Origin of the sequence: Paenarthrobacter sp. NCHU4564 (assembly GCF_052156435.1) — a bacterium.
Taxonomy (GTDB): Bacteria; Actinomycetota; Actinomycetes; order Actinomycetales; family Micrococcaceae; genus Arthrobacter.
In genome coordinates, this window is sequence record NZ_JBQLIS010000001.1 from 383,356 (window position 1) to 404,984 (window position 21,629).

Annotated in this window: 19 protein-coding genes; 4 read left to right on the plus strand and 15 right to left on the minus strand. The window is 65.1% G+C overall.

The window, feature by feature from the left end; all coding sequences use genetic code 11:
* Positions 1–2: 2 nt before the first annotated feature.
* From ACSVIE_RS01785 to ACSVIE_RS01810, 6 genes are all read right to left on the minus strand, one after another.
* Positions 3–563 (minus strand): hypothetical protein, encoded by a 561-nt coding sequence (locus ACSVIE_RS01785; RefSeq protein WP_442422833.1) that lies wholly within the window; start codon positions 561–563, stop codon positions 3–5.
* Positions 560–1,126, minus strand: coding sequence for a DUF402 domain-containing protein (locus ACSVIE_RS01790; RefSeq protein ID WP_442422834.1), 567 nt, complete (start codon positions 1,124–1,126; stop codon positions 560–562). The genes ACSVIE_RS01785 and ACSVIE_RS01790 overlap by 4 nt, the downstream gene beginning before the upstream one ends.
* Positions 1,123–3,096, minus strand: a complete 1,974-nt coding sequence (gene dxs, locus ACSVIE_RS01795; RefSeq protein WP_426007109.1) for a 1-deoxy-D-xylulose-5-phosphate synthase — start codon at positions 3,094–3,096, stop codon at positions 1,123–1,125. The genes ACSVIE_RS01790 and dxs overlap by 4 nt, the downstream gene beginning before the upstream one ends.
* A gap of 172 nt (positions 3,097–3,268) precedes the next feature.
* Positions 3,269–6,076: an aconitate hydratase gene (locus ACSVIE_RS01800; RefSeq protein WP_426007108.1), complete on the minus strand. Its 2,808-nt coding sequence runs from the start codon at positions 6,074–6,076 to the stop codon at positions 3,269–3,271.
* Positions 6,077–6,296: 220 nt separating this feature from the next.
* Entirely contained in the window at positions 6,297–7,658 is a 1,362-nt protein-coding gene (locus tag ACSVIE_RS01805) for a class I SAM-dependent RNA methyltransferase (RefSeq protein WP_442422835.1), read from the minus strand.
* On the minus strand, positions 7,655–9,631 hold the full coding sequence (locus tag ACSVIE_RS01810) for an APC family permease (protein ID WP_426007106.1): 1,977 nt from the start codon (positions 9,629–9,631) through the stop codon (positions 7,655–7,657). Before ACSVIE_RS01810 ends, ACSVIE_RS01805 begins: the two co-directional genes overlap by 4 nt.
* Before the next feature lie 114 nt (positions 9,632–9,745).
* On the opposite strand from ACSVIE_RS01810, the gene ACSVIE_RS01815 reads away from it, so the two are divergent.
* Together ACSVIE_RS01815 and ACSVIE_RS01820 are read left to right on the plus strand one after the other, a co-directional pair.
* Positions 9,746–10,417 carry a potassium channel family protein gene (locus ACSVIE_RS01815; RefSeq protein ID WP_442422836.1) on the plus strand — a complete coding sequence of 224 codons (672 nt, stop codon included), beginning with the start codon at positions 9,746–9,748 and terminating at the stop codon, positions 10,415–10,417.
* Positions 10,417–11,154, plus strand: coding sequence for a potassium channel family protein (locus ACSVIE_RS01820; protein WP_426007104.1), 738 nt, complete (start codon positions 10,417–10,419; stop codon positions 11,152–11,154). Before ACSVIE_RS01815 ends, ACSVIE_RS01820 begins: the two co-directional genes overlap by 1 nt.
* Here ACSVIE_RS01820 and ACSVIE_RS01825 read toward each other — a convergent pair.
* From ACSVIE_RS01825 to dut, 4 genes are all read right to left on the minus strand, one after another.
* Positions 11,121–11,906 (minus strand): DUF3159 domain-containing protein, encoded by a 786-nt coding sequence (locus tag ACSVIE_RS01825; protein ID WP_426007102.1) that lies wholly within the window; start codon positions 11,904–11,906, stop codon positions 11,121–11,123. The genes ACSVIE_RS01820 and ACSVIE_RS01825 overlap by 34 nt on opposite strands.
* Entirely contained in the window at positions 11,903–12,280 is a 378-nt protein-coding gene (locus ACSVIE_RS01830; RefSeq protein WP_426007101.1) for a hypothetical protein, read from the minus strand. Before ACSVIE_RS01830 ends, ACSVIE_RS01825 begins: the two co-directional genes overlap by 4 nt.
* Positions 12,273–13,040, minus strand: coding sequence for a DUF3710 domain-containing protein (locus ACSVIE_RS01835; RefSeq protein ID WP_426007100.1), 768 nt, complete (start codon positions 13,038–13,040; stop codon positions 12,273–12,275). Before ACSVIE_RS01835 ends, ACSVIE_RS01830 begins: the two co-directional genes overlap by 8 nt.
* A gap of 108 nt (positions 13,041–13,148) precedes the next feature.
* Complete coding sequence (gene dut / locus ACSVIE_RS01840; protein ID WP_426007099.1) at positions 13,149–13,673, minus strand: dUTP diphosphatase; 525 nt, start codon at positions 13,671–13,673, stop codon at positions 13,149–13,151.
* 73 nt (positions 13,674–13,746) lie between these two features.
* Between dut and ACSVIE_RS01845 the strand changes: the two genes are divergently transcribed.
* Entirely contained in the window at positions 13,747–14,244 is a 498-nt protein-coding gene (locus tag ACSVIE_RS01845; protein ID WP_426007098.1) for a DUF3093 domain-containing protein, read from the plus strand.
* On the opposite strand, the gene ACSVIE_RS01850 is transcribed toward ACSVIE_RS01845, so the two are convergent.
* A complete protein-coding gene (locus ACSVIE_RS01850) occupies positions 14,241–14,540 on the minus strand; it encodes a DUF4193 domain-containing protein (protein ID WP_426007097.1) in 300 nt (99 codons plus the stop codon). The two genes, ACSVIE_RS01845 and ACSVIE_RS01850, sit on opposite strands and share 4 nt — an antisense overlap.
* 289 nt (positions 14,541–14,829) lie before the next feature.
* Between ACSVIE_RS01850 and sepH the strand changes: the two genes are divergently transcribed.
* On the plus strand, positions 14,830–16,203 hold the full coding sequence (sepH, locus tag ACSVIE_RS01855) for a septation protein SepH (protein ID WP_442422837.1): 1,374 nt from the start codon (positions 14,830–14,832) through the stop codon (positions 16,201–16,203).
* Here the strand turns inward: sepH and ACSVIE_RS01860 are convergent.
* The 4 genes from ACSVIE_RS01860 to ACSVIE_RS01875 form a co-directional block, all read right to left on the minus strand.
* Positions 16,200–16,931, minus strand: a complete 732-nt coding sequence (locus tag ACSVIE_RS01860; protein ID WP_442422838.1) for a thymidine kinase — start codon at positions 16,929–16,931, stop codon at positions 16,200–16,202. The genes sepH and ACSVIE_RS01860 overlap by 4 nt on opposite strands.
* Entirely contained in the window at positions 16,924–18,138 is a 1,215-nt protein-coding gene (locus tag ACSVIE_RS01865) for an alkaline phosphatase family protein (RefSeq protein ID WP_426007092.1), read from the minus strand. The genes ACSVIE_RS01860 and ACSVIE_RS01865 overlap by 8 nt, the downstream gene beginning before the upstream one ends.
* Positions 18,135–18,860, minus strand: coding sequence for a DUF5998 family protein (locus tag ACSVIE_RS01870; RefSeq protein ID WP_426007091.1), 726 nt, complete (start codon positions 18,858–18,860; stop codon positions 18,135–18,137). The genes ACSVIE_RS01865 and ACSVIE_RS01870 overlap by 4 nt, the downstream gene beginning before the upstream one ends.
* 69 nt (positions 18,861–18,929) lie before the next feature.
* Entirely contained in the window at positions 18,930–21,617 is a 2,688-nt protein-coding gene (locus ACSVIE_RS01875; RefSeq protein WP_442422839.1) for a bifunctional acetate--CoA ligase family protein/GNAT family N-acetyltransferase, read from the minus strand.
* Between the last annotated feature and the right edge of the window lie 12 nt (positions 21,618–21,629).

Genomic DNA, 21,629 nt, shown 5'->3' on the forward strand with positions numbered 1-21,629 from the left:
ACTTAGAGAGTAAAGCCCCCACCCTGCCGGGGCGAGTGTTTGACCTTGAAGGCGTCCGGATCGGACGCCGGGGCAGCAGCGATCGTGAGCTTGGTAAAGTCCAGGTCCTCAGCGCGCGCACAGACCTTGATCGCGTTGACGGCCTTGTTCACGTCCGGGCACAGACAGAAGATATTCAAGCGTGAATTCCCCATGCCGGAACCCTCCACGACACCCAGTCCGCGCCACGCAAGCTCCGCTGTGATGACCTCCTTGGCCTTCTGTTCCAAGTGCCGGTCCCGTTCCGTGCCGTCCTTGCTCTTCAGCGCGAACTGGGCGACCACCCTGAACTGTTCGGAGTCTGGAATGACCGTGTAGCCGTCTTCCTCGCACTGGGCTTCGAAGGCAGCAAGGAGGCCCGCGGCAGAGGTGCCTTCCTCCACGGCAGCGGCGTCAGTGGTGCTTTGGTGCCCCACCACACCGTAATTGATGACGAAATGCTGGTCTGCGTCGTCGAACCAGGCTTCCCGGAAGTGGAGGACCCCCTCCCCATCCCGTTTGTACATACGGATGATCCCGCTCATGTCCGTCCTTTCCTCAGCCATTCGGCGCTGGTGCTGGTCCCGGAAACGTCAAAGGGCGCTGCCTTGGCCTGGACAGCGTCCAGGAGGCCGGCACACTCTGCCCGCATGCTGCGCACCATATCGTCCGGATACGCCATGGTGCGGGAGTGCTCTTCAAATTCGTCTTCGTCGTCAACAAATACGCCGTGGGTTGTGGAACGGATGACGTCCAGGTCCATGTCGATCATGTGGAACTCCGTGACTCCTGGACGGACGCTGTTCCAGCCATGTGCCGTGGCGAGGTCTACGTAGATCCGGTAGTCGCCCGGGTAGGAGTCATCGTAGAACGTGGCCACGAACTCCCCCTGCCGGGGTACCAGCAGGACGCAGTCCGACGCCGTATAAAAAGCGGCACCCGGACGGGAACAGAACTCTCCTGCGCCCTGGAAGATCCACCAACCGTGGATATCCTCACCAAGGTAGCGCCCGGGGACTACCCAGTGCGCCCTGCCATCCCACTTCCGGTTCCGGGCCACCACAAGGTCGCCGGGCTGCAGAACGCCCGGTGCGCGGTCGGCCGTCACAACGTAGGCAGACTGCCGGTGGTGGGATGCTCCTGCCCGGGGAGGGGCCTGGCAAAGGGCACCTTCGTTCCCAAAACCTGGGCTACGACGTCGTGTGCAATCTTCTGGGCTGTCAGCCCTACGCGCTCCAGAACCTGGCTCCGGGAGCCATGGACGAGGAACTCAACCGGCAAACCGACTTCGTTGAGGGCGGTGTCCACACCTGCAGCCCGCATTTCCTGGCGGATCCGGGACCCGACGCCGCCGGCCCGGACGCCATCCTCGATGCAGATCACCAGGCGATGCCGTGCGGCCAGCGCAACAATGGATTTCCTGACGGGCAGGACCCAGCGCGGATCCACCACGGTGGAACTGATCCCCTGGGCGCCGAGCCTGTCCGCGACGTCCAGCGCCAGCTCGGACATGGCGCCCACGCTGACGATCAGGACATCATTCTCGGTGGAACCTTCCGGACGGCGCGCCAGGACATCCACGCCGTCGTGGAGGCGTTCGAGGGCTTCAATCTCGGTACCGACACTGCCCTTGGAGAACCGGACCACGGTGGGGGCATCGTTGATGGCGACAGCCTCCCGCAGTTCCTCCCGCAGGCGCGTGGCGTCACGGGGCGCAGCCAGGTGCAGGCCGGGAACGATCTGGACCATGGCCATGTCCCACATGCCATGGTGGCTGGGACCGTCCGGACCCGTAACACCGGCCCGGTCGAGAACAATGGTGACGCCCGCCTTGTGCAGGGCAACGTCCATGAGGAGCTGGTCGAAGGCGCGGTTAAGGAATGTCGCATAGACCGCGACCACCGGATGCAGGCCGCCGTAGGCCATGCCCGCTGCCGAGGTGAGCGCATGCTGCTCGGCGATGCCGACGTCAATAACCCGTTCGGGGTGGCGTTCGGCGAATTTGTGGAGGCCGACAGGAATCAACATGGCGCCGGTGATCCCCACGATGTCGGTCCGTTCATCGGCGATGTCGGCGATTTCCTCGGCAAAGACAGACGTCCAGGAGCGGGCTCCGGGCATTTCCGTGGGCTCGCCGGTTTCCGGATCGATGATTCCCACGGCATGGAACTGGTCGGCTTCGTTGGCCAGCGCGGGTGCGTAACCGTGACCCTTCTCCGTCATGGCATGCACGATCACGGGGCCGCCGTAGGCCTTGGCGGTACTCAGGGCGTGTTCCATGGCCTGCAGGTTATGCCCGTCCACGGGGCCGATGTACTTCATGCCCAGGTCTTCGAACATGCCTTGGGGCGCCCACCAGTCCTTGATGCCCTTCTTCATGGCGTGAAGGCTCTTGTAGGTGAATTGGCCCGCGGGACCGCCGTTCTGGAGCTTCTTCTTCCACCAGTCGAGCATGCCCTCATACGCTGGTGCGGTCCGGAGGGAATCAATGGTGGGACGCAGGGACGCAAGATAGTCTGCAAGGCCTCCCACGGTAGGGGCGTAGGAACGGCCGTTGTCGTTGACCACGATCACCACACGGCGCTTCTTGTCCGCTGCGATGTTGTTGATCGCTTCCCAGGTCATGCCGCCGGTGAGGGCGCCGTCGCCGACAACCGCGACGACGAAGCGGTCGCCTTCGCCGGTGAGCTGCCTGGCCCGGGAGATCCCGTCAGCCCACGACAGTGACGACGATGCGTGGGAACTCTCCACGATGTCGTGGACGGACTCGCCACGGTCAGGGTAACCGGAGAGGCCGCCCTGCTGGCGCAGCGTCGCGAAGTCCTGGCGCCCTGTCAGGAGCTTGTGGACGTAGGACTGGTGCCCGGTATCGAAGACGACACTGTCGCGGGGCGAGTCAAAGATCCTGTGCACGGCAAGGGTAAGTTCCACGACGCCGAGGTTGGGCCCAAGGTGTCCACCCGTGGCGGCCACGTTGGTGATCAGGAAGTTCCTGATTTCCCCGGCCAGTGTTTCCAACTGTTCGTCAGTCAGTGTGGCCAGGTCCTGTGGATCCTTGATGGTTTCCAAGAGTCCCAACGGCGCTCCTTACGGTGGTGGACGTGCTTGTTAACTTTAGCGCGTTGGCCGGGCGCGCGTTTCCGGGGCGACGTGGCCGTGAAAGCGTGCAGCCCCGGCCGGTCGTGTGACCAGCCGGGGCTGCAGGGGTGGTCTCAGGCCACCTTCAGCTCATCCAGGGAGCCAGGTCCCCTTAGGCGGAGATCTGACGCAGGACGTACTGCAGGATGCCACCGTTGCGGTAGTAGTCCGCTTCACCCGGGGTATCGATGCGCAGAACGGCGTCGAAGGACTTGGCCGTTCCGTCCTCGGCAGTTGCCGTGACCTTCAGGGTCTTGGGCGTGGTGCCGTTGTTCAGCTCGGTGACGCCCTCCACGGAGAAGGTCTCCGTGCCGGTCAGGCCGAGGGTAGCTGCCGATTCGCCCGCCGGGAACTGCAGCGGAAGGACGCCCATGCCGATCAGGTTGGAGCGGTGGATGCGCTCGTAGCTTTCGGCGATGACGGCCTTGACGCCCAGGAGTGCGGTGCCCTTGGCAGCCCAGTCACGCGAAGAACCGGAGCCGTATTCCTTGCCCGCCAGGACGACCAACGGGGTTCCGGCAGCCTGGTAGTTCTGGGCTGCGTCGTAAACGTAGGCCTGGGGTCCGCCTTCCTGGGTGAAGTCGCGGGTGAAGCCACCCTCAACGCCGTCCAGGAGCTGGTTCTTGATACGGATGTTGGCGAACGTACCGCGGATCATGACTTCGTGGTTGCCGCGGCGCGAGCCGTAGGAGTTGAAGTCCTTGCGCTCCACGCCGTTGGCCAGCAGGTACTGGCCGGCCGGGGTGTCCGACTTGAAGGAGCCTGCCGGTGAGATGTGGTCCGTGGTCACGGAATCGCCCAGCTTGAGGAGCACGCGTGCGCCCTGGATGTCCTTGACGGGATCCGGCTGGGCCTTCATGCCCTCGAAGTATGGCGGCTTCCGGACGTAGGTGGAGTCCTGGTCCCAAGCGAAGGTGTCGCCGGCCGGGGTGTCCAGTGCCTGCCAGCGCTCGTCGCCGTCAAAGACGCCTTCGTAGCCCTTGGCGAACATTCCTTCGTCAATCGAGGAGTCGATGACTTCCTGGACCTCGGTGGGGTTGGGCCAGATGTCCTTGAGGAAGACCTCGTTGCCCTCGGAGTCGGTGCCCAGGGCATCGGTGTCGAAGTCGAAGTCCATGGAACCGGCCAGGGCGTAGGCGATGACCAACGGCGGGGATGCCAGGTAGTTCATCTTGACGTCCGGGTTGATGCGGCCTTCAAAGTTGCGGTTGCCCGAAAGCACGGCGGTGACGGAGAGGTCGTTGGCCTGGATGGCCTCGGAGATCTCCTGCTCCAGCGGACCGGAGTTGCCGATACACGTTGCACAGCCATAGCCGACGATGTAGAAGCCGAGCTTCTCCAGGTACGGGGTCAGGCCGGACTTTTCGTAGTAGTCGGTGACGACCTTGGAGCCCGGGGCAACGGAGGTCTTGACCCACGGCTTGGACGTCAGGCCCTTGTTGACGGCGTTGCGTGCCAGCAGGGCTGCGGCCAGCATCACCGAGGGGTTGGACGTGTTGGTGCACGAGGTGATCGACGCAATGGACACCGCGCCGTGATCGAGTTCGAACTCGCGGCCATCGGCGGTCTTGACGTGGACCGGCGCGGACGGACGTCCGTGCGAACCGTTGGCTGCCGACGCAACACGGGCGGTTTCCGTGATGTGCGAATCCGCGTGCGTGAAGGACGGGGCGTCGGAGGCCGGGAAGGACTCGTCGAGGGCCTCGTCCACGCTGCCGTCTTCGATGGCGACGTAGTTGTGGATGTCCTTGCGGAACTGCTCCTTGGCGTCGGTGAGCTCGATGCGGTCCTGGGGACGCTTCGGACCGGAAATGGACGGCACCACGGTGGAGAGGTCCAGTTCCAGGAACTCGGAGAAGCGCAGTTCACGGGAAGGATCGTGCCAGAGGCCCTGCTCCTTGGAGTAGGCCTCGACCAGGGCAAGGTTCTCTTCGGAACGGCCGGTCAGGCGCAGGTAGTCAAGGGTGACGTCGTCGATCGGGAACATGGCGGCCGTGGAGCCGAACTCGGGGCTCATGTTGCCGATGGTGGCGCGGTTGGCCAGCGGCACAGCCGCTACGCCCTCGCCGTAGAATTCCACGAACTTGCCCACGACACCGTGCTTGCGCAGCATTTCAGTGATGGTCAGCACGACGTCCGTTGCGGTGGCACCGGCAGGGATGCTGCCGCTGAGCTTGAAGCCCACGACGCGCGGAATCAGCATGGAGACCGGCTGGCCGAGCATGGCGGCCTCGGCTTCGATGCCGCCGACGCCCCAGCCGAGCACGCCCAGGCCGTTGACCATGGTGGTGTGGGAGTCGGTACCAACACAGGTGTCCGGGTAGGCGCGCAGCACACCGTCAACCTCGCGGGTCATGACGGTGCGGGCCAGGTATTCGATGTTGACCTGGTGGACGATGCCGGTTCCCGGGGGAACTACCTTGAAGTCGTCGAATGCGGTCTGGCCCCAGCGCAGGAACTGGTAACGCTCACCGTTGCGCTGGTATTCGATCTCCATGTTGCGTTCCAGGGCGCCGGCGTTGCCGAAGGCGTCGATCTGGACGGAGTGGTCGATGACCATTTCGGCAGGTGCCAGCGGATTGACGCGCTTGGGGTCGCCGCCGAGTTCCTTGACGGCCTCGCGCATGGTGGCAAGGTCCACGACGCAGGGCACACCGGTGAAGTCCTGCATGATGACGCGTGCCGGGGTGAACTGGATTTCGGTATCGGGCTCCGCATTGGGGTCCCAACCGGCCAGGGCGCGGACGTGGTCAGCCGTAATATTGGCACCATCTTCGGTCCGCAGGAGGTTTTCAAGCAATACCTTGAGGCTGAACGGAAGGCTGTCTGCGCCTTCAACGGAGTTCAACCGGAAAATTTCATAATCGGTGCCGGCTACATTCAGTACGCCTTTGGAACCGAAGCTGTCCACAGTGCTCATGGCAGGACTCCTCTCGCAACAGTTTCATCTTTGTCGCGTGGTTGGCCGCTAGCCAGTTAGGCGCACCTTACTTAGCCGGGCGGCACTCTTTGTTGGTCATCCCGGCACACAGCAACATGATCGCGGAGCGGGACTACTACGCCCATCGTAGTGGCATCGGTCACTTTTCGGCCTCCTGCCCCGCAGTCCGTGGCGTGCAGGGCAGGACGGGCACTCTCCCCTAACGTCCGGGAACCAGGAGACCTACGGTTTCCAGGTGGTGGGTATGCGGGTAGAGATCAAAGGCCCGCAGGGACTCCAGGCGCCAGCCCCCGTTGTGGAAGTAGCCCAGATCACGTGCAAAAGATGCCGGGTCGCACGACACATACGCGATCGCGCGGGGACCGGAAGCCATCAGCTGCTTCACCACGGCCTTGCCCGCACCGGCTCGCGGCGGATCCAGCACCAGGGAATCGAAGGCACGCGGGCGCTGGTGCAACACGCGCTCCACCCGCCCCTGGACGATCTCGACGTGGGCTTGCCCGTGGAGGTTTTTCCGCGCGTCGCGGCTGGTGCCGGGAGCACCCTCCACCGACAACACCGAGCCGGTGACTCCCACGGCATCCGCCAGCGGAGCGGTGAACAGCCCGGCACCGGCGTAGAGGTCGGCCACCGAGGAGCTCGGATGCAGGTAGCCACCGCCGGCCAGATACCCGGTCACCGCCCCGACCAGGGTGTCCGGTGCATCCTTGTGGATCTGCCAGAACCCTTCACCGGTGACCCTGTAGTCATGCCCTGCGGCGGTCTCCTGCACCCAGGTCCGCCCCCGCAGCTGCAGCACCTGGCCTGTGCCGGGATCGAAGCTCGCCACTGACACATCGTGGGGAAGGTGCGAGAGGATACTGTGCAGCCTCTTGGGCGTGGTCCCTTCTTCCGGTGCAAGCAGGATCAACGGCCGCGAACCATTGGCGGGGACTGCTACTTCCACGCGGGCAATTCCGCTGAGATTGACGTCCCAGAGGGCCAAGTGATTGATACCTGCAAGGGCAAGCGGCATCTCCTTGATGGGAACCACCACATCGGAGCGGTGGGCATGCATCCCGAGCCGCCCGCCCGGCGCCACCGCAAAGCCCGCGCGCGTACGCCAACCGAGCCCGCCGTCGTCGTCGGATCCCACCGGTTCCACGACGGTGGCGAGGTCGAGGCCGGCCAGGCGTTTCAGCTGTTCGGCAAGGACTTCGGCCTTCAGGGCCCGCTGCCGGTCCAGCGTGATGTGTCCGAGTTCCGCGCCGCCCACCGGAGGTGTGCCCCGGCGCCATGATGCGGGTGAATCGGCGGGCTTCCAAAAGTGCGGTACGCGGTCGGGCGAGGCTTCCAGGACCTCGACGACGTCGGCACGCCAGAAGCGCGACGACTCACCGGCGTCCGTCAGACGGACGCGGACCTTCTCCCCCGGGATGCCGTGCCGGACGAAGATGACGCGGCCTTCGTGGCGCGCCACGAAGTGGCCGCCGTGGGCGACGGGCCCGACGTCCACCACGAGTTCACTGCCCGTAGCGTCAGGAGCCACGGGCCCGGTGGCGGAAATGCTGTTGGAAGTCATTGTGTATCCTGCAGTGCCTTTGCTTCTTCGGACGATTTGAGCTGCCACGGAACGCTGGCAACCATCACGCCTGGCTCAAAGTGGAGCCTCGTTTTAATGCGGAGTGCTGTCTGGTTGTGGACCAACTGCTCCCACCACTTGCCCACGACGTATTCGGGGATGTACACCACGATCAGGTCGCGGGGTGAGTCGCGCCGCATGTTCTTGATGTATTCCATGATGGGCGTCACCGTCTCACGGTAAGGGCTGGCCAGAACCGTCAACGGTACAGGAATTTCCAGCTTCTCCCAGTCCCGGACCGTGTGCTCCGTCTCCTCCGGGTTGATGTCCACGGTGATGGCATCCAGGCGTGATGGACGGGAGGCCCGCGCATAGGCCAGTGCCCGGAGCACGGGTTTGCGGACGTGTGAGACCAGGAGGACTGCGTGGACGCGGGTGGGAAGGGCCCGGGGCGAGGAGTCCTCATCCACGGCGAGCTCCTTGGCCACGTTGTCGTAGTGCGCGCGGATGCTCCACATGATCAGGAAGAGCACCAACATGGCCAGGAGGGCGATCCAGGCGCCCTGTTCGAACTTGGTGATGAGCACGATCACCAGCACCAGCGCGGTCATGCCGAAGCCCACCATGTTGATGGTGCGGGACTTGATGATCCGGCGGCGTGCAGCCTTTTCCCGGGCGAGTTTCAGTTCCCTTCCCCAGTGCCGGATCATTCCGAGTTGGCTTGCCGTAAAGGAGATGAAGACGCCGACGATGTAGAGCTGGATCAGCTTGGTGACATCCGCGTCGAAGGACAGGATGAGGACCAGGGCTCCAGCTGCCAGTGCCAGCACACCGTTGCTGAAGGCCAGCCGGTCACCCCTGGTCCGCAACTGGCGGGGAAGGTACCCGTCCTGCGCCAGGATGGACCCCAGGACCGGGAAGCCGTTGAAAGCGGTGTTGGACGCGAAGACGAGGATGGTGCCCGTCGCCGCCACCACTATGTAGAACGGGATGGAACCGGCGCCGAAGATGGTGTCCGCAATCTGGCTGATGGCCGGGTTCTGGATGTAGTCCTCCGGCAGCGGCTTTCCGTCCACCAGGAATTCGGTGGCGGGATCAAGCACAATGTGGACTTTGGTGGCATTGGCAAGGTAGAGGATGCCGGCCAGCATGGACGCGGCAATGACACCCAGCAGGAGCAAGGTGGTGGCAGCGTTCTTGCTCTTGGGCTTGCGGAAGTTCGGCACGCCGTTGCTGATGGCTTCGACACCCGTCAACGCGGCGGCGCCCGACGAGAACGCGCGGAGCAGGAGGAACGCTCCGGCCAGGCCCACCAGCCCTTCGTCAAAGCCTTCCTCCGGCACGATGGTGAAGTTCGCCGACGCCGCCTCACCCAGTTGCCCGGTGGCCGCCTGGTAGATGCCCACCGCGGTCATGCCCAGGATGGAGGCCATGAAAATGTAGGTGGGGACAGCGAAGAGCGTGCCTGCTTCCTTGACCCCGCGCAGGTTCACAAGTGCCAGGATGACCACGCCGATTGTGGCAATGAGTGCCTGCTGCCCGTGGAGGGAAGGCACAGCGGTGGTGAGGTAGGTGGCTGCGGAAGACATGGACACGGCGACCGTCAGCACGTAGTCCACCAGGAGGGCCGAAGCAACCGTCAGGCCGGCGTACTTTCCGAGGTTGACACTGGCGATCTCATAGTCCCCGCCGCCCGAAGGGTACGCGTGGACGTTCTGGCGGTAAGAGGCCACCACTGTGAGCAAGACCACCATGACGGCAATACCGACCCACGGAGAGAAGGCCACGGCGCTGACCCCGGCCAGCGCGAGCGTCAGGAGGATTTCATCCGGAGCATAGGCGACGGACGACAACGCGTCGGAGGCGAAGATCGGCAGTGCGATGCGCTTGGGCAGGAGGGTATGGGACAGCCGGTCGTTCCGGAACGGCCGGCCCACCAAAACCCGCTTGGCGGCATTCAGAATTGTCAGCACTCCGCAAAGCTACTCTGAATCCCCGGGGATGTCATGACGGCAGTCCGCGCGCTCACCACCGGCCACAGGTAAAGTCTTACGCAGCGGGATCGACAACATACATAAGGAGACACGGTGGCCCACTTCGTGATCATGGGTTGCGGCCGTGTTGGCGCAACCCTTGCACACACCCTGGAAGACGCCGGCCACTCCGTGGCCATTATCGACCAGGATGAACGGGCCTTCCGCCGGTTGCGCCACACCTTCACGGGACGCAAAGTCACGGGCATCGGCTTCGACCGGGAGACCCTGAAGCAGGCGGGCGTCGAGGAAGCCTACGCTTTCGCCGCGGTGTCCAGCGGTGACAACTCCAACATCCTGGCCACCCGAGTGGCCCGCGAGACCTTCCATGTGGCCCACGTCGTTGCCCGCATCTACGACCCCGGACGGGCGGAGATCTACCAGCGGCTGGGGATCCCCACGGTTGCCGCCGTTCGGTGGAGCGCGGATCAAGTGCTGCGCCGCATCCTTCCCGAGCAGCATCTGGCCGGCGACTACCGGGAACCCTCCGGCCGGTTGGTCCTGGCCGAAGTGGAACTCCACGAAGGATGGATCGGCCACCTCCTCAGCTCCGTTGAGGCAGCTGCCGGCATCAGGATAGCGTTCCTGACGCGCTTCGGTGAAGGGGTCCTCCCCCACCCCGGAACCGCGTACCAGGAAGGCGACACGGTCCACGCCATGCTGAGCCTGGACCGGACGGCCGAAATCAGCCGTATCCTCGCCAAAGCACCCGCCAAGGAGATGTAGTGAAAGTCGTCATTGTTGGCGCGGGCAGCGTTGGCTCGTCCATTGCCAGGGAACTCCTGGCCCATAACCACCAGATCCTGCTCATTGACTTGAAACCGGAAGTCATTGGCCGCAGCGGCCTCCGTGGCGCCAGGTGGCTGGTGGGCGATGCCTGCGAACTCAGCACCCTGCAGGACGCCAACCTGGAGGATGCCGACGTCGTGGTTTCCGCCACGGGTGACGACAAAGTCAACCTGGTGGTCTCGCTCCTGGCCAAGACGGAATTCGGTGTGGGCCGCACGGTGGGCCGGGTCAACAACCCCAAGAACGACTGGATGTTCAACGACTCATGGGGCGTCGACGTCGCGGTGAACACCCCGCAGTTGATGACGGCACTCGTGGAGGAAGCCGTCGAAATCGGCGATATCGTGCGCCTGTTGACGCTCCAGACCGGTGTAGCGTCGATCGTCGAATTCACCGTGCCCCATGATTCGCACGTGATTGGTCAGGTGGTGGGCGACATCGACTGGCCCGAGGACGCGACGCTGGTGGCCATCCTCCGCGATCAGGCACCCATCACTCCCAGCCGGGATGACGTGCTCGACGGCGGCGACGAACTGTTCTTCGTCACGACCATTGCGGCCGAAGACGGCCTGCGTGCACTGCTCTCACCGGCTTCCATGGAGGGCCATGGACCGCGCGAGAGCGCGGGTGACCTGAGTGATCAGGGCGTCGACGACGACGGTTTCGACGGCTGAGGTGCAGGCTTGGTGACAAGCCAGGCAACCCACAGGCCCAGGATATAGAGCGGCGCGCCCATCAGGAGGCGGGTGGTGGCAAGCGCCGTCAATCCTGCTTCCCCCATGAAGTAAAGCGGCACCTGCACCAGAAGGCGCAAGGCAAGGACGCCGACAACGATCCAGGTTCCCAGCTTGTAGGCACGCAGCCGCTCAGGGTCTTTGCGCCACTCCAGCCCCTCGTTGCGCACGAATCCGAACAGGAGGCCGGCCAGCGGCCACTTCAAGGCAATGGACAGAACCATGCCCGCGATGTAGGCGATGTTGGTGAAGAACCCCAGGACGTAGAAATCCTCGGCTTTGCCCGTGGTGTTGGCCAGCCACGCGGAGATGCCCACTCCAACCACACCGGCCAGCGCCTGGGTCAGGGGCCGCTTCTGTATGAGTCGCACCACGGTGAAAATGGCCGCTGCCGCGAGGGCAGCCACAAGCGATACTGTGAGGTCCCTGCCGATGGTGAATGCCACCAGGAATACCAGGCCGGGAAGAATGCTTTCCGCAATGCCCTGGACGCCGCCGGCGGTCTTGAGCATGTCCACATGCCCGGCGCTGTTGCGGTGCAGGCCCGCTTTTTCGGCATAGCCGGCCGCAAGGTCTGCCAGGGCCGGACCGTTGTCCCCCCGTGGAACGCCCCGGTTGGCGTTCTCCTGGTTTGTGTCTTCCGGTGCAGGCTGACCTGCGTCCTTGGGGTTGGGTCCACCGGACACTGTCATGAATGCTCCTGACGGGAAAGAATTTCGTAACGGGGATTGAACATGGCCGGCAGTCCCTCCAAGCGTGTGACCATGCCGTTGAGGCTCAACTGGACCCCCGCTTCAATGCCGGGAACGCGGTTCCGGCCCAGCCAGATGACCCGCAACCGGGCGGGGTGTCCTTTGGCCGCCGTACCGGCAGGTGCCGGCCTGACGTTGTGCTGCAGATCATCGACGACGATCGCCGAAAAGAAGGGTTGGCCGCTGGGTGGCTGGTGGGTCACCGACTCGATGAAACCGGTGCATGACGCGCGTCCACGGGCGGGAAGATCGGACACCCGCGTGTTATGGGCACCGCCGCCGCCGGGCCGGCGACCCAAGGGACTGTCAGCCAATCTGGGTAATCTCCGGGCCACGCTCCGGCTGTTTCAAGGGGACCTCATCCTGCGGCGGGGCGGACTGCTGCGCCCCGCCCTGCCCTGGAACCGCTGCATCCTTGGGCAGCCGCAACTGCAGGAGTTCGCGCGGAGGCATGGGGTTGTCGCCCCGTACCACCACCACCCTGCGGAAGAGCTCCTCCAGACCGGCTGCTGCCTCCCGGTCCAGGGCCGCTTGTCCCCCAAGGACGCCGCGGAGGAACCACCGGGGACCGTCGACTCCCATGAAGCGCGCCGCCCGGAAACCACGGCTGCCGTCGGATGCTTCAGCCGGGAGCTTGGCCACCAGTTCCGTTCCGAAAGGACCGGAGATTTCCTCGGTTTCGCCGCCCTGGCTGGCCACCGACTGGCCGATCTGCTCCCTGATTTCCTCCCAGAGCCCTTCGGAGCGCGGTGCCGCGAACGCCTGGAGCTGCAGGCTGGAGCCGGCAAGGTCCAAGGTGACGGCAACAACCCGTTGGGTGGCTTCTTCAACTTCGAGCCTCAACTGCAGGCCTTCCGCGGGTGCAATCAGCAGGGCGCCGAGGTCCACGTAGCCGTCACGGTCTTCGATTTCGTCGATGTCCCAAGGACCCTTGGCCAGCCGGAGGTCGCCCTTGGCGGGAGACCCGTCCTCGCCGGAGGGGATTGCGTCCGAGGCTTCAACAACGTCCTGCCCGGAAGCAGCAGACGATTCCGCTTGCCCGGCCTTGGACTTTTTACCGCGCCCAAAAAACATTGGGTTGTCTCCTTAGTAGTGGTCTATCCCCAAGTAAACCGCAACCACGGCGTAGTGCTGCAATGCACCGGACGGGGGCGACCCTGCAGTTCCGTGGTCCGTGGATTGTCAGGCGACCGGCGGGTTGAATCCTCCGGTGGAGCCGAAACCGCCCGAGCCGCGCACGGAGTCGGACAGTTGGTCAACAGCGACGAAGCGCGCATACTCCACGCGCTGAATCACCATTTGGGCAATTCTATCGCCGCGCTTGAGCTCGATGGGGTGCTTTTGGTCCGTATTCAGCAGGGTCACTGCGATCTCGCCCCGGTATCCCGCGTCCACGGTGCCGGGGGCGTTCACCACCGTCAGGCCGAACTTGGTTGCCAGCCCGGAACGGGGGTGGATCAGGGCAACGAATCCATCCGGCAGCGCTACTGAAACGCCGGTGGGCACGAGCTTCCTCTCGCCGGGGGCCAGGTAAACATCCTCCCTGGCACGCAGGTCCGCACCGGCGTCTCCGGGGTGGGCATACGAGGGTGCTTCCAACCCGGGGTCAAGCATCTTCAGTTGGACCTCCAGGGTGGGGCTCCCGTAGGCGGCGGCGCCGCCGGCTGCGCCGGCGTCCTGACTGAATACTGCGGTCTCGTTAGTCACAGTTGTCCATTCTACGGGGCGCCTCCCGGGTGGCCGGAAGGCTTGGGCCTCCGCGTACGGATAAGCTGGATCCATGCCTTCGCCAGACCAGTCCCCATCCCTGCCTGCCCGGAACAACCCCTCCGCCAATGAGGTACTGTTCACGGAAAAACTGTGGCCGACCCCATGGGTCTGGATCGTGGTGGTGGGACTTTCGGGTGCCGGGATCCTGATGTTCTCCCCGATCAGTCCGGCAGCGGGAATCATTGCAGCGCTGGTCCTCCTGGCTATCATGGCCACCCTGCTGGTGCTTTCAACGCCGACCATCACGGTCACCCGGGATACCCTGCGGGTGGGGCGGGCCACCATCGACCGCAGGTTCGTGGGTTCCGTTGAGGCGTTCAGGAAGGACGAGGCGACAGCGGAGCGTGGTCCCCGCCTCAACGGGTTGGCGTACATGTGCTTCCGCGGCTGGATCGACGCGGTCGTGAAGATCGAGATCACGGACCCGGCGGACAAAACACCGTATTGGCTGACGTCGTCCCGCAAACCCGACGAACTCGTGGCCGCATTGGCTTCCGGCCGCGCCTAGCCCTCACATTCCGTGCAGTACAGGTGGCCGTCCCGTTCCGTGGCTATCTGTGAGCGGTGCTTTACCAGGAAGCAGTTGAAACAGGTGAACTCGTCAGCCTGGGGCGGCATGACCTGGATCAACAGTTCTTCTCCGGAAAGGTCCGCTCCGGGCAGCTCAAAACCGTCGGCCAGGTCGGTCTCATCCACATCCACCGCCGAAGACTGCTTCCCCGACTGGCGCGTCTTGAGCTCCTCGATGGAGTCCTCGCTGACGTCCTCCTCGGTCTTTCGAGGGGCATCGTAATCCGTGGCCATGGTCCTTCTTCGTCCTCTGCGCTTGCTCCGGATGGGGCTCCGGCTTCTGCGTGATCGTGCAGAAGCCGGTGTATGGGTGTAACGCCGGGCGCCGGAAATTTGTGCCCGGTACCGGCCAGATTGTCCTCTCTTGAACCAGCGATGTCCATAGCCGCAACAGCGGCCGCTCCCAGGTGCTTTCCCGGCATTTTCAGCGGAATATCACGGCACGCCCTTTCTCCTAGTAGGAAAAGGGCAGCGCGGGTGGCAGAGTTTCGAATGTCAGTTGTGCCATGTGGTGGAGGGTGTTATGCAGGATCTACGGCTGGTTGGCGTCCACGACGACGGCGGGCATCTGCTCTTGAGCGGGCCTGGCGGTGCGATGTTCCAGCTACCGATCGACGAAGCCCTGCGTGCTGCTGCCAGCCGGACGCCCGCCCAGGTGGCCGCCCGTGCCCGGATCACCCCCGTGGCCATGTCCCCCCGGGATATCCAGGCAAGGATCCGCAGCGGTGCCACGGCAGCGGAGGTAGCCGAACTTTCCGGCATCCCCCTGTCCAATGTGCAGCGCTACGAAGGTCCGGTCCTGGCCGAGCGTGAATACGTCGCGCAACAGGCACGCAATGTGGAAGTGGCAGCACCTGCTCCCGGCCAGGACGCCTATCGCTCCGCTTTCGGCGACAACCCTGCGACGCTTGGCGATATGGTCGCCCACCGGCTCTCCGCCCATGGCGTTGACCCGTCCACCGTGGAGTGGGATTCGTGGCGCCGTTCGGACGGTTCCTGGACCGTCGTCGCGCGTTTTGAGGTGGCGGCTGCCGCTCACGGCAGCATCGGCGAGGAACCGCCGGCCATGTGGACTTTCAGTCCCCAGCGGAAGTCGCTGCAGAATGCCAACCGATGGGCGCAGCAACTCAGTGAGCTTGAACCCCTGGACGGTCCTGTGCCGGCCCGTCGTCTGGCTGCGGTATCGGACAGGCCTTTCGACTTCGAAACGGACGCTGAGACGGCCGCGCGGACTTCCAGGGAATCGGACAACCTGTTGGAAATGCTGCGGTCGCGCCGCGGCCAGCGCCTCGGCGTGGACGAAGAAGGTGACGACGCCCTGGCGGTGCTGCTCAGCAACGTCCCCGCAGCCCACCCGCGCCCGGGCGACGACGCCCAGCACGCAGCCGGCATCCCGGACGGCGAGGAAGCGGCCAACACTGCTCCCCCTGAGCCGGAGGCACCGCGCAAGGACGCCCGGCCGTCCATGCTGTCCCGCCTCACCTTGGCGCCGCGGCACGTCGAGCAGGATGACGACGGCGACGACGCCCTCAGGCTGCACGAGGGCGTCAGCACCGAAACCCGCGAGATAACGGTTGTTGCCAGCCCCCTGCGGCCGGTTACGACGCTTGCCGGGCGGAAGCCCGAAGATGCTGTGACAACACCGAACGAGGACAAGGCCGCTGGCCCGGTCCAACGTCCCGGCCTGGATGAATTGCTGGGCGGGTCGGTGACGCCGGCGCCACGCGGTGAGGGTGACGGCGCAACAACAGGCCCGGCCGGACAAGACGAGTCCGACGCCAGGATGGATTCTCCGGTGAAGGACCATGACGCCCCGGTGGAGCGGCAGCCCTCAAGGCCCAAGCGCTCAAGCATTCCCAGCTGGGACGAGATCGTGTTCGGGGCCCGCGGAGACTAAGAGCGCCGAGCGTCTCCGGCGCCTGGCCAGAGGCAGGCGTCGATATCGAACGGCAGCGTCTGGTCGGCGCCCGCCATCAGGTTGGCACCGTGGGCAGTGACCCTGCGCATGTAATGCCGGCGGCACAGGGTTTCGTAGCCGACGACCCGCGGCGGCTGTGCTTCCCGCCCTGCCTCGCCCTCGGTTTCAGGGGCTGCCGAAGACACATCCCCCACCATGACCTGCTCGCCTTCGACGACCATGATGCCGTCAAGGGTTCGTGCATTCTGCGTGGCCCGCCGGCCGCACCAGCACAGGGCTTCGACCTGGAGTACCTGTACCCGGTCCGCCAGCTCGATCAGGCGCTGCGATCCGGGAAACAGCCGGGTCCGGAAGTCCGAGGTGATGCCGAAGGCGAAGACATCCACCTCCATCTCGTCCACCAGCCGGGCCAGTTGTTCCACTTGGTCAGCCGAATAGAACTGGGCTTCATCGCAAATGAGATAGTCCACCCGCAGACCGCTGGTACGGCGGACCACCACTTCGTCCCAAAAGTCGGTATGTGCCTCTACTTCGACAGCATCCGTCTTGAGGCCAAGCCTGCTGGAGATCGTCGATTCGCCGGCGCGGTCGTTGCAGCTGAACCTGACTCCGCCCCGGCCCCTGGCCCGGTGGTTATGGTCCATTTGGAGCGCCAGGGTGGACTTGCCGCAGTCCATGGTCCCCGAGAAGAAGACGAGTTCAGCCACGCTTGCCCTTTTTGCCGCCGGCCGTCAAGCACAGCAGGGGAACTTCCCGCTCTGCCTTGGTGAGCGAGCCGTGCTGGCCGACAACCTCCAGGGACGCGGGCCTGGCCCGCCGCGTGTCGAACAGTGCCAGAGTGTCCCTGGCCGCAACCATGACATCACCGATGCGCGGTCCTACGTGCGGGTGGACGTCACCGAACAATCCCGCCCGGACGGCCTGCTCGCGGGTGAAGACCCAGATCCGTTCCCCGAACCGGCGCCGCCAGGCCGAGACCAAGGCGTTCCGGTGTTCTTCGGTGGCGTCGGGTTCCAGATACAGGTGGACCATGCGGGGCTCTCCAGCTGTATGCCGGACGCCGGCCACGAGGCTTTCGTCGGCCGAGTAATCGATCCGCTGCGATGCCGGAACATCCAGCATGCCGTGGTCCCCGGTCAGCAGGATAGTGGTTCCGGCCGGCAGCGTGGCCGAAAGCCGCTTGACGGTGGCATCAAGTTCCTCGAGCTGATGCTCCCACCGCTCCGACTGGCAACCGTAACGGTGCCCCGCCTTGTCGAGCTCGTTGGCGTAAAAGTACATGAGCGAGCGGCCTCCGCCGGCCATGGCGTCAGCTGCGGCAGTGGTCCGGGCATGCAGGGAGTTGCCGCCCGTGAACCTGCTGCCCCGCAACGCGGCCTGGGTCATGGGCGAGTTGCCGAACTGGGGCAGGCTCACCGTGACGACGTCGATTTCTTCGGCCAACTGTTCAAAGACGGTGGCGTGCGGCTGCCACGCCGCCGGATCAACCGAGGAATCCCAGTTGCCCAGGAGATTGACAACCTTGTCCTGCGCCGGGTCAAGGACGTCGTAGCCCACCATGCCGTGCTGGCCGGCCGGCAGGCCGGTGCCCAGGCTCGCCAGGGAAGCGGCCGTGGTACTCGGAAAAGCTGAATCAATCCACGAGGGGACATTCCCCTGGCCGGCAGCCATCACTGAGCGCAGGAACGGCGTGTGGGGGGCTTTTTGCTTCAGCAGATTCCTGCCCAGGCCATCGGCCAACACCACGCAGACGCGCTGGGCGGGAGGAAGGTTGAGATGGTTGGTGAAGCCGGAAATTCCCATGCTGGCCGCAGCACTCGTGAAAACCTCGGCTATCGACTTGCTGCCGAACAGCGGAGGCGCCGGGAGGTCCTGGGCTGTGTCCGGGGCGTCTGCTCCCGCAGCCCCGCTCAACGCTGGTGTCCGCGGCTCAGGCGGTTGCTGAAGACCCCCGACCGGGGACGGGGAGCCGGAATGCTGGCGTGGGGAACCGGCGTGGGACTTGCCGTATTGACGGCGCGGAGCGCGCGGGCGAAGACCTTGGCGTCCTGGACGGCCTGGAGACCGTCGGCCTCGGCGCTGATCCGCAGGACGATGTCTTCCTGGGCGATGGTTCCCGTGTAACCGTGATCCGCCTCGCACTGGGGATCCCCGCAGCTTGCGGGCCCCATGTCCAGACGCTGTCCGCCGGACCAGGCAATGGACAGCGTCAGTTCGCGCACGGGATCCGATGGCTTGTAGTCCTGGGGCTGCGCGTACATGTAGCTGAGCACGACGGAACGGATCTGGGCCACCGGCACCGACTCCGTGGAGATCTGCGCCACGATTTGCTCGCCGGCCTCGTCCAGCTGCTGGTCGTCCACGTGCGTGATCACCAGCATGTCCTCGGTCAGGACCAGGACGGTGATGTGGCGGCGGACCTCGGCGCGGTCGAAGTGGGTTTCCAGATGCACCAGGTGTGACAGGCAGTCCCGGCCATCCAGGGCGTCATTGACCACATCCGCCACCAGCCGGGGGTAGAAACCGGCCTGCTGAAGGGCCTGGTCGAGGCTCTGTCCCTGCGAGCTGTGGTTGTGGGCTGCGTGGTGCCCTGAAGAAGACGGGCGGGACTGAGGCGTCGGGGACTGGGTGCTCATTCCCCCATTTTCACAGATCGGCGTTCGACTTTCCTAACCGCAGGAATGCCCGCGGCGGCGTTCGGCGGGCTACCCGCGCATGGCCCGGCGTGCGCTGTCCGTCCGCTGGGCGGCGTTGCCGATCCACACCTCCGCGCCCAGGATGGTTGCGCCGGCCGGGCCGGCCAGGACGGGATTGAACTCCACGAGCGCGATGCCGGGGTGGTCGTCCTTGAGCTTGGCGAGACGGGCGGCAATATCTTCCAGGGCCGCGACATCAACGGCCGGCAGCCCTTGGTAGCCGAACAATTTGCGGGAAGCGCGGGGCGAGCGGATGACGTCGTGGAGGTCCGCCGCAAACAGCGGAGGAACCCGGTGCGACCAATCGTCCAGGAGATTGACGGCATCGCCGGCAAGGCCGAAGGACAATACCGGACCCAACAGCGGATCTTCCATGGCCCTGAAAGTGCAGGCCTGGCCCACGGGTGCCATGGCCTGCACTTCCAGGGACGGCGATCCGTAGGGTTCCAAAGCACGGCGCATCCGGGCGATGTTTTGGCGCAGGGATCCGGCGTCCTGGATGTCCAGGCGCACGCCTCCCAGATCCAGCCGGTGCCGCAGGGCAGGGTCCGTGGCCTTGAGCACCACGGGCCACCCCACTTTGTCGGCCGCAGCCACGGCTTCGTCGGCTGTGGCGAAACCAATGCTGGGTACCACGGAAATGCCGTAGCCGGCCAGCAGGGCGGCGGCAGCACCGGCGTCGAGCTTTCGCAGTTTCTCGCCGGTGACGCCGGCAAGCATGGCGGCGAGCGCCTGGCGGGTTCCCTCAACGTCGCATCCTTCGGGTTCCACCACCAGTCCCTGGTCCCGGTCACGCCATTGGGCGTAGCGGACGATGGCCGCGAGGGCATTGACCGCCGCTCCGGCGTTGGAGAAGCACGGCAGGAGCGGGCTGCCGGGTTGCCCCACCATCCCCTCCACCTGGACCGAGGGGTCGAGGATCCCGGTGAACGCTGCGACGACCGGTTTGCCGGCCTGGGCGGCGCATTCTGCCAGGACGCCTGCAAGGGCCTCCACCGTCAACCCCCTGGCAGGCAGCAGGGCTGCCACCACCGCATTGACCGATTCGTCCGCGAGGCTTTCCTGCAGGCTTGCGCGCAGTGCGGGAAGAGCCAAGGACATCCCGGCGTCGAGGTCGACTCCGGTCACGAGCCTGGTGACGTCCAGGCCCAGGGGGCCGGCGCTGTCGGCGACCACTTTCCCGAGGGCGACGGAGTTCGAGTACACCGCCACGCCGGGGCCGGTGGGCAGGGCCTGGGACGATACGATCTGGGCGATGTCCATCAGTTGCTCGATGGTGTCGACGCGGATGACGCCGGCCTGGCGCATCATGGCGTCGACGGCTGCCGCCGGGGCCTGCGTGGTCCGCACTTCGTGCCCTGGCGGCAGCCGTAGGCCGGTGACGTCGGATTTTGCCACGATGACCGGTTTGCTGCGCGACAGCCGGCGGGCCAGCCGGGAGAATTTGCGCGGGTTCCCGATCGATTCGAGGTAGAGCCCCACGGCGGAGGTGTCGGCGTCGTCTTCCCAGTACTGCATGGCGTCGTTGCCGGAGACATCGGCCCGGTTTCCGGCGGAAAGGAAGGACGATAAGCCGAGGCGGCGACGGCTGGCGGCGGCGTAGACCGCCACACCTACCGCGGCGGACTGGCTGAACAGGCCAAGACCGCCGCGGGGCGGCATGGACGGTGCCATGGAAGCGTTCAGGGAGACATCCGGGTGGGTGTTCAGGATGCCCAGCGATTCGGGACCGATGACCCTCATGCCGTTGGCGCGCGCCTGGCGAACCAGTTCATGCTGGCGCGACAGGCCCCGCTCGCCGTCGTCCGCGAACCCGGCGGTAGCCACGACGATTCCCTTGACTCCCGCGGCGGCGCAGTCCTCAACCACCTTGGCGACTTCGTCGTAGGGCACCGCGATGATGGCCAGCTGCACGGGTCCGGGGATCTCAGACAACTTGGCGAAGGAGATCATGCCGGCCAGTTCGAAGGCTTCCGGGTTCACGGCGTACACGGGCCCGTTGAATCCGCCTTCGATGATGTGCTCCAGCAGTTGGTAGCCGACTGTTCCCCACTTGCGGCTGGCACCGATGACGGCGATCGACGACGGCGCCAGCAAGTCGCGCACGCTGCGCGCCTCAGCGCGGTGCTCGCGGGATTCCATGACCGCGCGGGACTTTTCCGTGGGATCGATGTTGAACTCGACACTCACCACACCGTCGTCGAACTGCCGTTTGAGGTCGTAGCCGGCGTCGGCGAACACCATGAGCATCTTGCGGTTCTCGGGCAGGACCTCTGCCGTGAAACGCCGGATCCCGTTCTCGCGGGCGGCGACGGCCAGGTGTTCGAGCAGGATCGAGCCGATGCCGCGGCCCTGGTGGGCGTCGGAGATGTTGAAGGCAACCTCGGCCTCGGCAGGGTCATCCAGACGGTCATAGCGGCCAACACCCATGATTTCGCCGCCGATGGTGATGACAAAGGCCACGCGGTTAACGTGGTCTACTTCGGTGAAGCGCCTGACTTCCTTGCCGGACAGCTTGGGCTTGAAAGAGAAGAACCGCATGTAGATGGAGGCTTGCGATTGTCCGGCATGGAAGGTTTGCAGGGCATCGGCATCCTGGGGGCGGATGGGCCTCAGGTGGGCAGTTCCGCCGTCGCGCAGGACGACATCGGCCTCCCAATATTCCGGATAAATGCCGACGCCGGGCTGTTCCACCATAGGCTTAGCCTA